Origin of the sequence: Streptacidiphilus cavernicola, assembly GCF_042510955.1 — a bacterium.
Taxonomy (GTDB): domain Bacteria; phylum Actinomycetota; class Actinomycetes; order Streptomycetales; family Streptomycetaceae; genus Streptacidiphilus; species Streptacidiphilus cavernicola.
On the sequence record NZ_JBHFAB010000014.1, the window covers coordinates 94,590 to 109,481 of the forward strand.

Below are 14,892 nucleotides of genomic sequence, written 5' to 3' on the forward strand. Positions count from 1 at the left end.
AACCGGGCTGATCTCATGACTCCCTGTGAACCGCACCCCGGACGGACGTCCCGCATGAAGCCTCTCCATGCCGCCCTGGCTCTGGTGGTCGCCGCGATCTGGGGGGCCAACTTCGTCGTCATCGACGTCGGCCTGAAGGACTTCCCGCCGCTGCTCTTCTCCGCCTTGCGCTTTCTGCTGGCGGCGCTGCCCGCCGTCTTCCTGGTGGGCCGCCCCCGGGTGGCCTGGCGGTGGGTGCTGACCGTGGGACTGGTCCTGGGCGTGATGAAGTTCAGCCTGCTGTTCATCGGCATGAAGGCGGGCATGCCGGCCGGTCTGTCCTCGCTGGTCCTCCAGGTGCAGGCGGTCCTCACGGTCGCCTTCGCCGCGGTGCTCCTGCGCGAACGGCCGCGGCGGGCCCAGCTGGTGGGACTGGGGATCGCGGCCTGCGGGATCGTCATGGTGGGGGCGTCCAGCAGCGGTTCGGTGCCGCTGAAGGCGTTCCTGCTGATCATCGCGGCGGGCGTGTGCTGGGGCCTGGCGAACGTGGCCACCCGCAAGGCCGGCCCACCGGACATGTTCCGCTTCATGGTGTGGGTGAGCGCGGTACCGCCGATCCCCCTGCTGCTCCTGTCCGGCACCTTCGAGGGCGTTCACCAGGACCTCGACGCGCTGCGCGGCATCACGTTCACCGGAATCGCCTCGACGGTCTACGTGGCCTGGGCCGCGACCCTGTTCGGCTACGCGGCCTGGGGCTACCTGATCCGGGCGTACGGCACCGGAGCGGTGGCCCCGTACGCCCTGGCCATCCCGATCTTCGGCATGGCCACCGCCTGGGCGGCCCAGGGCGAGCGGATGACGCCGAGCACCGGTTTAGCCGCTCTCCTGGTCATCGCGGGGATCGCGGTCAGCAGCCTGTGGCCCTCGGGCGGGACGGTGCCGCTCCGGCGTGCGCCGGAACAGGCCTCCGACTCCGCGGCCCCGGCCGAGACGGCGGACAGCACGTCCTGAGCCGCCGCGACCACGCATGCCTTTTGCGCTTTTATGTAATTGACATGCGCACGATATTAAGCGGGAAATACATATTTGGAACCCCGTCAAGTTGAATCCGTGACTAAATCCGGAAGAACTGGCGCCGGATCCACATGGTGAAACACCTTTCGAATCGACGGCATCGTCTGTATAGGCTGTGGCCCGATCACCGGGGGACCTTCGGAGATCTCACACGACCTTTCTCGGATGAGGGATCAAAGCCATGCCCATCGATGTATGGATAACCTGCTTCGCCGCCTCCTGGATATTCTCCCTGTCGCCGGGCGCAGGTTCGGTCTTCTCCATGTCCAACGGCCTGAGTTATGGTTTCCGCCGCGGCTATCTGGGAGTGGTCGGCCTGGTGCTCGGGCTGTGGGCCGTCTTCCTGGTCATTGTCGTCGGGCTCGGCGTGGTGATCCAGGCGTCACCGATCGCCTTCAACGTGCTCAAATGGGCCGGCGTTGCCTACCTGTTCTACCTCGGCGTCTCCCAGTGGCTGTCCAAGGCGTCGCCCATCACCATCGGCCAGCAGGAACGGCCGCGCATCGGCGTCTTCGAGATCATCAGCAAGGGCGTCTCGCTGAACCTGATCAACCCCAAGATCTACGTCTTCATGCTGGCGGTGATCCCCCAGTTCATCACCTCGGGGACGGCGCTCGCACCCCAGTACCTGGCCATCTCCCTGACCATGGCCTTCACCGACCTCGTGGTGATGGCGGGATACACCGCGCTCGCATCCCGAGTCGCGGTCCGCCTGAAGACCGAGAACCAGGTCAAGACCCTGAACAAGGTCTTCGGCACACTGTTCATGGTCGCCGCGGTCGTGCTGGCGACCTTCCAGCAGGTCCACAAGTAGCATGGAGAGAACGGCTGTTCCGGCGGTCGGCACCCTGCTGCGGCGGGCGTGCGAGAGGAACGCCCTCTCGACCGCGATCATCTCGCCCTCCGAATCGATCACCTACTCCGACCTCCTGGCACGCGCCCGGCGCACGGCGGGTGAACTGGAGGAACAGGGCATCGGCAGAGGCGACGTCGTCGGCGTCGTCGGCCGGCGCAGCGCGGCGGTGGTCATGGCCGTCTTCGCCGTGTGGATGGCAGGCGCGATCGTCATGCTCATCGACGAGTCCCTGCCGGAGCTGCGGCGCAAGGCCATGGTGGAGTCCGGCGCGGTCAGGGCGACCGTCTCCTGCTCGGACCAGCAGCGGATCTCCGTGCTGTCCGGACCGCGGGCCCACCCGGCCACCGACGACGAGGACCACGCCTACGTCGCGTTCACCTCCGGATCGACGGGGAGCCCCAAGGCCATCATCGGCAGCCACACCGGCCTCTCCCTGTTCCTGCAGTGGCAGTCCGAGGAGTTCTCCGTCGGACCGGACGACCGCTTCGCCCACCTCACCAACCTGTCGTTCGACGTGTGGTTCCGGGACGCGCTGACACCGCTGGTATCGGGTGCCGCCCTGTGCGTTCCGGGTGACCTGCACCTCGACGCCGCCGGCGTGGTGGAATTCCTGCGGTCCCAGCAGGTCACCGCCCTGCACCTGGTGCCCTCGCTGGCCAAGCTGTGGACGGCCGGAGCCGCGGGCATCGAGCCGGTGCCGTCCGTCCGCCATGCCTTCTTCGCCGGCGAGCCCCTGGACGGCGCGCTCGTGAGCAGCTGGCGGGACCTCTTTCCGCGCTGCCAGGTGGTGAACCTCTACGGTCCGACCGAGACGACACTTGCCCAGCACTTCTACCGGGTGCCGCGGAACACCGCCTCCGGCATCCAGCCGGTGGGTCGGAACCTCCCGCACTCCAGGAGCTACGTCCTGGACGACGACAAGCAGCCGTGCCCGGACGACGCGGTCGGCCAGATCTTCATCGCGGCGGACCATCCCTCGCACGGCTACCTGGTCGACGGCCGGATCGTCTCGCCCTTCGTGGAGATCCAGGTCGGCGGGGCGCGCGTCGTCGCCTATCCCACGGGCGACCTCGGCCGTCGGACCCGCCAGGGGGAACTGGAGGTCCTCGGCCGGGCGGACGAGCAGATCAAGATCGCGGGTGTCCGGATCGAGCTGCAGGAGGTGCGCTCGGCGGTCCAGTCGCACCCGAGCGTCCGCGATGTCTTCGTGTGCGCCCAGGAGGACCGCTTCTCCAAGGTCATCGTCGCGATCGTGGAGGGCGACGCCACGGCTGAGCCGGACCTCCGCGGGTACCTCGGCGGGCGCCTGCTGAGCGTCATGGTCCCGTCGGTGTTCCTGTTCCGCTCCGACCTGCCGAAGCTCCCCAACGGGAAGCTCGACCGCAGGACGCTCACCGAGGCCGCCCGGGAGCACGTCCAGAACCGGGCCCGACGCGCCGACAGTGCCGCGCGGGAGCCACGGCAGGGGGACCAGCCGGTGGCCGGCCGGCTGGAACGCCTCTGGCTGTCCGTGGCCGGCCAGGACGCCACGCGCCTGGCCGACCGCGAGTCCACCTTCTTCAGCCTGGGAGGGACCTCCCTGACGATCGTGGCCCTGCACGCCCGGATCCAGGACGAGTTCGGCCTCCGCTTTCCGCTGGTCCGACTTTTCGAACACGCCTCCTTCAACGCGCAGCGGGCCTTCCTCGAAGCCGTGACGCGGGAGCCCGGCGGCACTGCGCCGACCACCGCGGCGGCCACCACCGGCGCCGCCGCGCGGCGCCGGGTGCTGTCGGCCAGACGCTCCCGCTCCCTCCAGCAAGCCGCCAAGCGCCCCAGCACTCGATCGGACATGGATGAACACGCATAGCGGTGACGACGACCTGGACGACGACCTGATCGCCATCGTGGCGATGGAATGCCGGCTCCCCCAAGCGGAGGACGTCGACGAGTTCTGGAAGAGACTGACCGACGCCGAAAGCGTCATCACGGACCTGACGGACGCGGACCTGGCGGCGGCCGGAGTGCCGGACAGCCAGAGCTCCCGGCCGGACTACGTCAGACGGGCCGGAGTGCTGGACGGCGTCTCGGACTTCGACTCCGGCTACTTCGGGTACTCCTCGCGTGAGGCGGACGTACTCGACGTCCAGCAGCGCCTCATGCTGGAGAAGTCCGTCTCCCTGCTGGAGCGGGCCAACATCGATCCACGCCGCACCGAGCACCGGATCGGGGTCTTCGCGGGGTCGGGGATGAGCACCTACCTCTTCCGGGTGCTGAACCGTCCGGACCTGGTCGAGGCGCTCGGCGAGACGGTCGTGCGCCACGGCAACGACAAGGACTTCCTGTCCACCCGGATCTCGTACAAGCTGAACCTGCGCGGCCCCAGCGTGAACGTGCAGACCGCGTGCTCGACCGGCCTGGTCGCGGTCCACTCCGCCGTCCAGAGCCTGCTGCTGGACGAGTGCGACGCGGCGATCGCGGGCGCCGTGTACGTGCGCCTCCCCCAGGACGCCGGCTACCGGTACCAGGTCGGCGGCGTGCTCTCACCGGACGGCGTCTGCCGGCCGTTCGACGCGCAGGCCAACGGCACGCTCTTCACCAACGGCCTCGGCCTGGTCCTGCTGAAGCGGCTGCGCGACGCGGTGGCCGACGGCGACGACATCCACGCGGTGATCGCCGGATCCGCGGTCAACAACGACGGGGCCCGGAAGGCGAGTTTCACCGCTCCCAGCGTGTCCGGCCAGGTCCGTGTGCTGAGCGACGCACTGGCGCTCTCGGGGGCCAAGCAGACGGACGTCACCTACATCGAGGCGCACGGCACCGGCACGGCGCTGGGCGACCCCATCGAGATCGAGGCGATCAAGCAGGCGTACGGCCTCGACGGCGAGGCATGCGGAATCGGCTCGCTCAAGGGCAACTTCGGGCACCTGAACATCGCCGCCGGGATCCTGGGCCTGATCAAGGCGGCGCTGGTGCTCAAGCACAGGTACGTGCCGCCGACGGTGAACGTGCGCGAGGTCAGTCCCGCGCTCGAACTGGACGGCTCCCGCTACTTCGTGACCACGCAGGGGCGGCACCTCGACGGGGACGGCCCCGCCTGGGCCGCGGTGAGCGCCTTCGGCATGGGCGGGACCAACGGCCACGTCGTGCTCAGGAGCTTCGACCGGGTGCCGACGGTCCCCGGTCCGCCCGCCGGCCCCGTCAGCGGTCCGAGCATCCTCACCTTCTCGGCGCGGTCCGAAGCCGCGCTGCGGCGGCAGGCGGCCCGACTGGCCGGGCGCCTCGCGGCGGACGCCGACGGCCGGCCGGCCGAGTACGCGCACACCCTGAGCGCGGGCAGGACCCTCCACCCCTACCGCGCGTCGCTGGCCGTGGTGGACCGCACCGAAGCGGTCGCGCGGCTGAAGGCCGAGCAGTACCACGTCGGGTCCGAGACGGACCCGAACGAGGTCACGTTCGTCTTCGCCGGGCAGGGGACCCAGCGCCAGGCCATGGGCTCCGTGCTCGCCGCGAACAACCCGGCCTTCGCCCGACGGCTCGACGAGGCGGTCACCGCGGTGAACCGGCACACCGACGCCGACCTGGGGAGCTTCCTGCGCCCCGAAGGACCGGCCGACGTCACGGACACCGCAGTGGCGCAACCGCTCCTGTTCGCCGTCGAGTACGCCCTGGCGACGACACTGATCGACGCCGGCGTCAGGCCCCGGTACCTCTTCGGGCACAGCCTCGGAGAGGTCGTCGCCGCGACCGTGGCCGACGTGTTCGACCTCCGGACGGCGGCGGAACTGGTGGCGGCGCGGGCGCGGGCCATGGCGCGCTGCGCCCCCGGGGCGATGCTCTCGGTCGGGCGGCTCGATCCGTTCGCCGAACTGATCGACGCCGACGCCCTGGTGGTCGCGGCAACCAACTCCCCTCGGCAGTTCGTCCTGTCCGGAACCCGCGGGGGCATCGAGCGGGCCGTCGCGAGGGCGGTGGAGGCAGGCGTCCACCACCAGCGGCTCGCGACCTCGCACGCCTTCCACTCGCCGCTGATGCAGGACGCCGCGGACGAGTTCCTCGGGTTCCTGAAGCAGATCGACCTCCGAGCACCCCGGATCCCGCTGGTGTCCAACATCACCGGGCGGCTCCTCACCGGGTACGAGGCCCGGAACCCGCACTACTGGGCGGACCACCTGGTCCGGAGCGTCGACTTCGCCGGGTCGGTGGACACCCTGCTCAAGCTCGGCGCCCGACGGTTCGTCGAGATCGGCTCCGGACGGTCGATGAGCAATCTGATCCGCGCCAACGCCGGATCGGCGGCGGACCCGGCGCACGCACTCGCGCTCGCCCAGACCCTCGGCGAACCCGAGCACGAGGACGAGTCGTTCGCGGACGCGGTGGCCCTCGGATGGGCGTCCGACCCCGCCGTGGACATCGAGGCCTTCACCGCGGCGGGACGGATGGTGCCGCTGCCGACCTACCCCTTCGAGAAGCGGCTCCACTGGGTCGACGAGCCGGCGGGCCGTCCGGAGGCGGTGGCGCCGAGCGCCGTCCCGGCCCCGGGGCCTGAGCCGGAGGCGCCGGCCGCGGAGACCCCGTCGGCGGCGGCGGACCAGCACGGTCCCGACGCGGCGACGGAGGAGATCCGGCTGATCGTCGGCCAGATCTTCGCCAGCTTCCTCGGCGAGTCGGAGGCCGACGACGACCTCGGCTTCTTCGAGCTCGGCGGGAACTCGCTGATGGCGATCCAGCTGATCAACAAGCTGCGGGAGACCTTCGAACTGGACCTCTCCGTACGGGATTTCTACGAGAACAGCTCCATCTCCGCGACCACCAGGGTGATGCGGTCCATGCTGCTAGAGGAGCCGGTGAATGCCTGACAGCACGTTCCTGGACGCCGGTCGGCTGGCACGACTGAAGGCGCAGCTCCAGTCCGGTGCCGCGGCCGAGCCGGACGCACACCGGCCGTCCGCCCCGATACCCGACCTGGGCGTCATCTTCTTCTCCGGCCTGACCGGGGACGACGACCCCTACGACCTGCTCCTGGACGTCTCGCGCTTCGTCGACGGCGCCGGGTTCACCGCGATCTGGACCCCTGAACGGCACTTCACCGAGGTCGGTGGCGCCTACCCCAACCCGGCCGTACTGGGCTCGGCGCTGGCGATGGTCACCGAGAACGTGCGCATCCGCTCGGGAAGCGTGAACCTCCCCCTCCACGACGTACTGCGGGTGGCGGAGGAGTGGGCGCTCGTCGACAACCTGTCGGGCGGCCGGGTCGACCTCGCGTTGGCACCCGGCTGGCACGTACGGGACTTCGTCCTGAACCCGGACGGCTACCAGGAGCGGGCGCGGGTGCTCAACCGCTCACGGGAGCAGTTGCAGGACCTGTGGCGCGGGGCCCCGGTCAAGCGGACCGACGCGCTGGGAGAGGTCCACGACATCCTCACCTTCCCCCGGCCCGTGCAACCGGAACTGCCCGTCTGGCTGACCTCGTCGAAGAGCACGGACGCCTGGCGGTTCGCCGGCGAGAACGGTCTGAACGTCCTGTCGGCACTGATCAACTTCAGTCCGGCGGAACTCGGGAAGAGGATCACCGTCTACCGTGAGGCCCGCGAGCGGGTGGGGCTCGACCCCGGGCTCGGCGTGGTCTCCCTGATGCTGCACACCTACGTCGGCACCGACACCCAGGAGGCCGTGGACCGGGTTCGGCCCGTGCTGACGCAGTACCTCAGTTCCTTCGTCTCCCAGCACGCCACCTCCGGGCAGGGCGAGTCGCAGGACAAGTCGCAGACACTGCGGGACCTCGGCGACGACCACGACGAGTTCCTGGAGATGGTCTTCCAGCGGTACGCCTCGACGAGTTCGCTCATCGGCGACGTGGACCGGGCCCGGACCGTACTGGAGGGCTTCGCCGCGATGGGCGTGGACGAGATCGCCTGCCTGGTCGATTTCGGACTCTCCAAGGACGACGTCATGAAGAGCCTCGCCCGGCTCTCGTCGCTCCTCCGGAAGGAGGCCGGCCGATGAGGGCCTACAGCTTCCAGGGCGTCCAGCCGCGGATCCATCCGAGCGTCTACGCGTTCGACGACGTGGTGGTCATCGGATCCGTGGAGATCGAGGCGGGCGTCAGCCTCTGGCCCGGTGTGACGATCCGCGGGGACAAGGGAGCCGTGCGCATCGGCCGGGGGACGAACATCCAGGACCACTCCATGCTGCACGCGGACCCCGGCTACCCGCTGGACATCGGCCGCGACGTGACGATCGCCCACGGCGCCCTGCTGCACGGCTGCACGGTCGGCGACGGATCCGTGGTCGGCATCGGCGCGATCCTGCTCAACGGCGTCTCGGTCGGGGCCAGTTCGCGGGTCTCGGCGGGGGTGGTGCTGAGTGCCGGACCGCTGCTCCCTCCCCGGAGCCTGATCGCGGGCAGTCCCGCCTCCGTCCTGATGAAGCTGAGCGACAGCGATGTGGCGGTGCTGGACGAGACGGCTGCCGAGTACCGGGAGCTCGCCGCGCAGTACCGCGCCGGGCTGCGCCCGGTGACCGTGCCGGGCCAGGAGCCGGCGCACCCGCGGACGGCCGGCTGATGGCGCCGCGCCTCCGGACCACCGGCCCGGGACTGCTGCGGGGGTACTCCCACGGACACCGGCGCGTGGTCGTCTGCTTCCACCACGCCGGCGGGGGGATGTCTGCGTACCGGGGCTGGGCGCAGGCGCTCGCACCGGTGACGGATGTGGTCCTGGTGCAGCTCAAGGGGCGTGAGGACCGGATAGCGGAACCCCTCACCGATCACCTGGACGATCTCGCCCTGGACATCGCCCGCGGTGTCTGTGCGATGCCGTACGACGACGTCGTCCTCCTCGGGCACAGCATGGGCGCGACCCTCGCGTGGGCGGTCGCCGACGCGGTCTGGTCGGTCTACCGGCGCCGCGTCCAGGTCGTGGTGTCCGCGCAGGCACCGCCTCCGTACGACCCCGCGGCGGTCGGAGCGCTGTTCGCCCCGGGGGACGGCTGCGCGGGTGCCATGGACGTGTTCGAGGGGGTCGGCGGAACAGCGGCCGGTGCGGTCGGCACGGTCTACGCGGACACCCTGGACGCGGATCTGGCGTGGATGTCCCGCGAGTTCCCCGCCCTCCCCGTCCGCGCACTGCCCGTCGACCTGTACTGCGTGGCGGCTGAGCAGGACCGGCTGCTGGCTCCCTCGGCCATGGCCGGCTGGGCGTCGCTGACGACGAGGCGCTTCACCCGGTCCACCGTTCCCGGCGGACACATGTACCTGCTGGCCGACCCCTCGCCCCTGGTCCGGCTCGTGAAGGAACTCGCGCTGCGGGACTCCGCAGAAAGGACGGCCGTCGATGGTCACCCGCTCAGCTGATCACCCGCCTGTCCGGGTCGGTCTGCAACGCAACACCCCGCCGTTCTCCTACTCGCCGACCGAGGAGTTCCGGCCCGTCGGCTACTCCGTCGATCTGGCGCGACTGGTGCTCGCCAGGGTCCTCGGCGGTGCGCACCCGGCCCCGCCGCTGGAGGCCGTGGAGGTGACCTCCTCCACCAGGGAGGGGGAACTCCTCGCGGGCCGCATCGACATCGAGTGCGGCTCGACGACGATCACCCCGGACCGGCTGACCCGCCACGGCTTCAGCCTGCCGATCTTCCGCACCTCGCACCGCATCGTGGTGAAGGCCGGAGCGGAACCGTCTCCGTCGAGGGTGCTCCGCGTCGTCGGCATCCAGGGTTCGACCAGCCAGGCCGCGCTGGAGCACCAGGAGGGACTCGGGTTCGGGTTCGCCTTCACCGGCGCGCCGTCCATCGGTGCCGCCTGGGACGCGTTCCTGGCCGATCCGCACCTCGATGCCATGGTGGCGGACGAGGTAATTCTCCGGACCCTCCTGGGCGGCCGGCGCTCGCCCGGGGAATTCGGACTGCTGGACGTACGCCTGGGCACGGAGTGCTACGGATTCATGGTGCGGCACGGGGACCAGGAGTTCGCACGCGCCGTCGACGCGTCCCTCAGGGAGGTCTTCGACTCCCCTGAATACCGCGAGATCCTCACCCGCTGGTTCTCCGAGGAAATACCGGGCCTTGGATTCAGCCTTGAAATGAGTCCGACGGACGAGGCATTCGTACCGCAGAGGAGTTCTTCGGAGTGAAAGCAGTTCGGGACGCATTCAGGGAGGTCATGTCCTGTGTCGCCACACCGGTGTCGATCGTGACGGCCATGACGGACGGCGGCCTGCCTTTCGGGGCGACCGTCAGCGCGTTCTCCTCGCTCTCGATGGAGCCCGCGATGGTTCTGATCTCGCTCGACAGCAGGTCGAAGACCCTTGCCGCGATCCGCGAGTCCGGCCGCTTCGGCCTCAACGTGCTCGGCGCCGACCAGGAGGACCTGGCGACGGCGTTCGCGGGCAGAAGCCGGGCCGACAAGTTCCACGGCACGGATTGGCGCACGGACTGCGGCCTCCCCCGCATTTCCCAGTCACCGGCCTGGGTGGCCTCGACGGTGGCCGGCCTGGTCGAAGGGGGAGACCACGTCGTCATTCTCGGCCGGGTCGACGCCGCCGAATCGATCGTGGACAGGGCACCGCTGGTCTACCACCGGCGCAACTTCGGGACCCATCTTCCACACTCTGAGAAACCGCTGGAATTCCTGTCCTGACCGCAGTCCGGTCCAGTACGATCCGCAGCATGGTAGATCATATAAGAATCGGGCTGCTCGGATGCGGAACCGTCGGGGAGGCATTCGCCGAATTGCTCGTCGAACGACGTGCTGCGATCGAGGACGCGGCTGGTATATCCCTCGACCTCGTGCGTATCGCGGTGCGCGATCCGGATAAACCGCGTTCACCGAGGCTGGACCCGGAACTCTTCACCGGGGACGCCCTTGAGGTCGTCAAGGCGCAGGACGTCGACATCGTGGTCGAGCTGATCGGTGGAACCACACCGGCCGGTGAGCTGATCACCACGGCGCTGAACGCGGGCAAGCCGGTGGTGACCGCCAACAAGCAGCTCATCGGGAGTGCCGGCCCCGAACTGTTCGCCGTGGCCGACCGGGCGGGGGTCGACCTCTTCTTCGAGGCCGCGGCCGTGGCGGCGGTGCCGATCCTGCGCCCGATCCGGGAGTCGCTGCTGGGCGAGGACGTGACGCGCGTGGCCGGCATCGTCAACGGCACCACCAACTACATGCTCACCCGCATGATGAGCGACGGCCTGAGCTTCGACGAGGCGCTGGCGAACGCTCAGGAACTCGGGCTGGCCGAGCCCGACGCGACCGCCGACGTCCAGGGCGACGACGCGGCGTCCAAGCTCGCCATCCTCGCGTCGCTGGCCTTCAACCAGTCCGTCGTCGCGGACGACGTCACCCGCGAGGGCATCGTCGGCCTCGACACCGAGGACTTCCGGCTGGCCGCGCAGTTCGGGTTCGACATCAAGCTCCTGGCCGTGGCCGAGCGTTTCACCGACGATGCCGGGGGCGGGGAGATCGGGGTCCAGGTGTTCCCCGCCCTGATCGAACGCGACCACCCGCTGGCGAGCGTCCGCGACAGCTTCAACGCGGTGTTCATCACCACCTCGGCCGCCGGTGAGCTGATGTTCTACGGCCGCGGCGCGGGCCCCCGCCCGTCGGCGTCCTCCATCCTGGGCGACGTCCTCGCCGCGGCGGACCATCTGCGCCGCGGTACGCACCGTCGCGTCCCGGTCGGCCCCCGCGCGGTCCTGCGGTCCACGCAGGAGCTCACCCACTCCTACTACGTCCGCACCGAGGTGGACGAGGCCCCGGGTGTGCTCTCCCAGGTGACGGGGGTCTTCGGACGCCACGGCGTCTCGATCCGCAAGGCCGACCAGCAGGGCTCGGAGTCCCAGGCGCGCGTCGTCTTCATCACCTTCCCGGCGACCGAGCGCGCGCTGGGCGACGCGCTCGGCGAACTAAAGGGACTGGGGCACGTCCGCCACGTCAGCCGGGTGCTACGGATCTACTCCTAGCATCGGGGGACGTCAGACAACGAGACCGGTTTCCGGTCGCTCGACGGCACGTCCCCGGTCGGCACGTTCGAGGCCGCACCGTCCCCCACCGGGGGCGGTGCCGGTCCACGGGTCGGGGGGTGACCCGGGAGGGAGAGCGGGTTCTTCCCCCGGCTCGCCACCGGGCCGGCCCTGGCCGGGGTCTCCGGTCTCCGGTCGAACCCGCGGCGTGGTCGCCTGCAGCCGGACGGCGCACGGGAGTCGGACCGGTGCACGACCCCGTCCCGCCGCACCCGGGCGCTCTTCCCGCCGGTGAAGAAGACCTCACCGCTGAACGGGTCGGCCACCGCGGCGGCCCCGTCGATCATGCGCAGAGGACGCCCGAGCGAAGCCGACGGTTGGCGGCAAGGCCGTATTCACCGGGTGGCCATCGGCGGGCAGGAGGGTGGGGGCCGTCTGTCGCGCCTGCCGGGAGGATCACACCATGGACGCACCGCTCGTAACCCCCGAGGAGCCCGGAGGGCTCTCCCGTCGCCACGCTCTCGGGCTGCTGGGCACGGCCGGCGCGGGGGCCGTGGCCGTGCCGCTGCTCAGCGCCGCCCCCGCGGAGGCGGCGGCGCCGTTCGGGGCGCCCGCCTTCAACCCGACGCCCGACACGGCCGGCGCCCCGCCGATCCAGGGCCTGCACCTGACCTTCGGCGCGGACCCGAGCACCCAGATGGTGGTCTCCTGGATCACCGACGGCGTCGTCGACAAGCCCCGGGTGATGTACGGGACGCTCAAGCACGGCTTCGGCTCCAGCGCGGACGCGAAGACCCGCAGCTATGTGGACGGCAAGTCCGGCCGCACCGTCTACGTGCACCACGCCGCACTGAACCGGCTCTCGCCCGGGACCGACTACCTCTACCTGGTGTCGCACCGCGGCACCACCCCGGACAGCGGCAACTTCCGCACCGCGCCCCGCGGTCGGGCCCCGCTGACCTTCACCAGCTTCGGCGACCAGTCGGCCCCGCAGGTCAGTTGGGCCGCGGACGGCAGCACGGTCGGCCTGGACGCCAACTCCACCCCGGCGACCAAGGACATCGTCTCCGGCATCGAGCAGGTCGCCCCGCTGTTCCACCTGCTCAACGGCGACCTCTGCTACGCCAACCTGGACGTGGACCGGGTCCGCACCTGGAACAACTTCTTCACCAACAACACCCGTTCGGCCCGCTTCCGCCCGTGGATGCCGGCGGCCGGCAACCACGAGATCGAGGCCGCCAACGGCCCGATCGGCCTGGGCGCCTACCAGACCTACTTCTCCCTCCCCTCCACCGAGACCGACGCCGAACTGGCGGGCCTCTACTACGCGTTCACGGCCGGGTCGGTCCGGGTGATCGTGCTGCAGAACGACGACAACTGCCTCCAGGACGGCGGCGACGTCTACATCAGCGGCTACTCCGGCGGCCGTCAACTGACGTTCCTGGAGCGGGAGTTGAAGGCGGCGCGGTCCTCCCGCGAGATCGACTGGGTGGTCGTGGCGATGCACCAGGTGATGATCAGCTCCACCGACGCCAACGGCTCCGACCTGGGCCTGCGTCAGAAGTACGGCCCGCTGTTCGACAAGTACGGGGTCGACCTGGTGGTCTGCGGCCACGAGCACAACTACGAGCGCTCGCTGGCCGTCCGCGGCGTGGTCTCCGGCAGTGAGACGCTCACACCCAACCCGGTGTCCACCGCCGCCGACGACATCGACACCTCCCTCGGCACGGTGCACATGGTGCTGGGCGGCGGCGGCGTGTCGGGCACCACCAACCAGTCGTTCTTCAAGGACGGCACCGGCAAGGTGATCACCGCCGTCTCCGCGACCGCGGGCGCCAACGGCAAGCGCACCGCCACCTACGTCAAGGAGCAGGCGATCTGGACCGGTGTCCGCGACACCGACCACCCCTACGGCTTCGCCTCGTTCACCGTCGACCCCGGCCGCCACCCGGGCGACACCACCCGACTGCAGGTCACCTATTACAACATCAACAAGCCGCGCGGCGACATGTCGGTCTTCGAGCAGTTCACCCTGCACCGCAAGCGCTCGGACGGCGGCGGCAGCAGCCACCGCTGAACCGCCCGAACAGGATCACCGGCCGACGTGGACCGGCGCCGCAGGCCCGAAGCGGGCGGCGGCGCGGTCCACGCTCGGCTCCGGTCAGAGGCCCGGGACGAAGCCGGGCTTGATCCCGAGCGCGATCACCTCGTCGCTCACCGCCTCAATGAACACAGCGAGGTCCGCTGCGAGACTCGCCCAGGTCGCGGGAGCACTCCGGGTGTCCGGGGTGAAGACAGAGCCGACCCGCCAGCCTTCATCGGTCGCCGTGATCTGGACCGCACCGGGTTCGGCGTAGCTCATCGAGTCGAACGCGAAGTCGCCCCGCTCCCCGTCCGGGAGGCGGAGCCACAGTGAGAAGGCGCAGGTCAGTTCGGCCACCGGGAACCCGTCCTCGCTCCACACCACGAGACCGCTGTCGTCGCTGATGGTCAAGTCTGCCTCGATGTCCACGAGCAGCAGCGCCACGGGAGCGGAGTCCACGGTGACTCCCCGGCGAGCCAGATCCGGCGCACCGAAGTTCCGCCAGGCGAGCTTCACCACTTGATCACCTCACACATGGTCGGGCGGTCCGGTGGTCCGGGCCCATATTACTGGATTGAAAGCGATTGCCGCCTCGCACCCTTTGCGGATGGCTGCTCGAATTCCGCGCGGGTGCGGCGGCACCCGCGAAATCACCGGCGAACACAGCGGTGACATTCTGATTTCACCTCGCGTTCATCCGGGTGGAATTTGCGCTTTCTGCTTACTGCGCTCTTTCAGTCGCCGTCCCCGGGGCGCCGAAGGGCGGACGTGCGGTCGATTCCGGCCAGGTCAGCGCGGTGCCCGCGTCAGGAGGGCACGTTCGCCCAGAGCCACAGGGCCATGGCCAGGGCGATGAAGCCCAGGGCCTCGCCGCCCCGCTCGGACCGCAACCAGGACCACGCCTGCCGGACGCGTCGCATACGCCGCCTCCTGAATCCGCTATCCGGCGTTTGTCTACAACTGT

Annotated in this window: 12 protein-coding genes and 1 pseudogene; 11 read left to right on the forward strand and 2 right to left on the reverse strand. The window is 69.9% G+C overall.

Features of this window, described 5'->3' with window-relative positions; genetic code table 11:
• The first annotated feature begins 54 nt into the window (after positions 1-54).
• From ACEZDE_RS19930 to ACEZDE_RS19975, 10 genes are all read left to right on the forward strand, one after another.
• Positions 55-990, forward strand: coding sequence for an EamA family transporter (locus tag ACEZDE_RS19930; RefSeq protein ID WP_380537673.1), 936 nt, complete (start codon positions 55-57; stop codon positions 988-990).
• Between the two features lie 325 nt (positions 991-1,315).
• Positions 1,316-1,867, forward strand: a complete 552-nt coding sequence (locus tag ACEZDE_RS19935) for a LysE family transporter (RefSeq protein WP_380537674.1) — start codon at positions 1,316-1,318, stop codon at positions 1,865-1,867.
• A gap of 1 nt (position 1,868) precedes the next feature.
• Positions 1,869-3,758 carry a non-ribosomal peptide synthetase gene (locus ACEZDE_RS19940; RefSeq protein WP_380537675.1) on the forward strand — a complete coding sequence of 630 codons (1,890 nt, stop codon included), beginning with the start codon at positions 1,869-1,871 and terminating at the stop codon, positions 3,756-3,758.
• Entirely contained in the window at positions 3,745-6,747 is a 3,003-nt protein-coding gene (locus ACEZDE_RS19945) for a beta-ketoacyl synthase N-terminal-like domain-containing protein (RefSeq protein WP_380537676.1), read from the forward strand. Before ACEZDE_RS19940 ends, ACEZDE_RS19945 begins: the two co-directional genes overlap by 14 nt.
• On the forward strand, positions 6,740-7,894 hold the full coding sequence (locus tag ACEZDE_RS19950; protein ID WP_380537677.1) for a MupA/Atu3671 family FMN-dependent luciferase-like monooxygenase: 1,155 nt from the start codon (positions 6,740-6,742) through the stop codon (positions 7,892-7,894). Before ACEZDE_RS19945 ends, ACEZDE_RS19950 begins: the two co-directional genes overlap by 8 nt.
• On the forward strand, positions 7,891-8,454 hold the full coding sequence (locus ACEZDE_RS19955) for a gamma carbonic anhydrase family protein (protein WP_380537678.1): 564 nt from the start codon (positions 7,891-7,893) through the stop codon (positions 8,452-8,454). Before ACEZDE_RS19950 ends, ACEZDE_RS19955 begins: the two co-directional genes overlap by 4 nt.
• Positions 8,454-9,242, forward strand: coding sequence for a thioesterase II family protein (locus ACEZDE_RS19960; protein WP_380537679.1), 789 nt, complete (start codon positions 8,454-8,456; stop codon positions 9,240-9,242). The genes ACEZDE_RS19955 and ACEZDE_RS19960 overlap by 1 nt, the downstream gene beginning before the upstream one ends.
• Positions 9,223-10,017, forward strand: a complete 795-nt coding sequence (locus ACEZDE_RS19965) for a substrate-binding periplasmic protein (protein WP_380537680.1) — start codon at positions 9,223-9,225, stop codon at positions 10,015-10,017. The genes ACEZDE_RS19960 and ACEZDE_RS19965 overlap by 20 nt, the downstream gene beginning before the upstream one ends.
• Before the next feature lie 29 nt (positions 10,018-10,046).
• On the forward strand, positions 10,047-10,523 hold the full coding sequence (locus tag ACEZDE_RS19970) for a flavin reductase family protein (RefSeq protein WP_380537681.1): 477 nt from the start codon (positions 10,047-10,049) through the stop codon (positions 10,521-10,523).
• 29 nt (positions 10,524-10,552) lie between these two features.
• A complete protein-coding gene (locus ACEZDE_RS19975; RefSeq protein WP_380537682.1) occupies positions 10,553-11,845 on the forward strand; it encodes a homoserine dehydrogenase in 1,293 nt (430 codons plus the stop codon).
• Between the two features lie 257 nt (positions 11,846-12,102).
• On the opposite strand, the pseudogene ACEZDE_RS19980 reads toward ACEZDE_RS19975, so the two are convergent.
• Positions 12,103-12,186 (reverse strand): annotated as a pseudogene (locus ACEZDE_RS19980) (inositol monophosphatase family protein); the annotation flags it as partial.
• 122 nt (positions 12,187-12,308) lie between these two features.
• Here ACEZDE_RS19980 and ACEZDE_RS19985 point away from each other — a divergent pair.
• Positions 12,309-13,922 carry a purple acid phosphatase family protein gene (locus tag ACEZDE_RS19985; protein ID WP_380537683.1) on the forward strand — a complete coding sequence of 538 codons (1,614 nt, stop codon included), beginning with the start codon at positions 12,309-12,311 and terminating at the stop codon, positions 13,920-13,922.
• Positions 13,923-14,006: 84 nt separating this feature from the next.
• Here the strand turns inward: ACEZDE_RS19985 and ACEZDE_RS19990 are convergent, their stop codons facing one another.
• Positions 14,007-14,387 (reverse strand): DUF7878 domain-containing protein, encoded by a 381-nt coding sequence (locus ACEZDE_RS19990; protein ID WP_380537684.1) that lies wholly within the window; start codon positions 14,385-14,387, stop codon positions 14,007-14,009.
• Between the last annotated feature and the right edge of the window lie 505 nt (positions 14,388-14,892).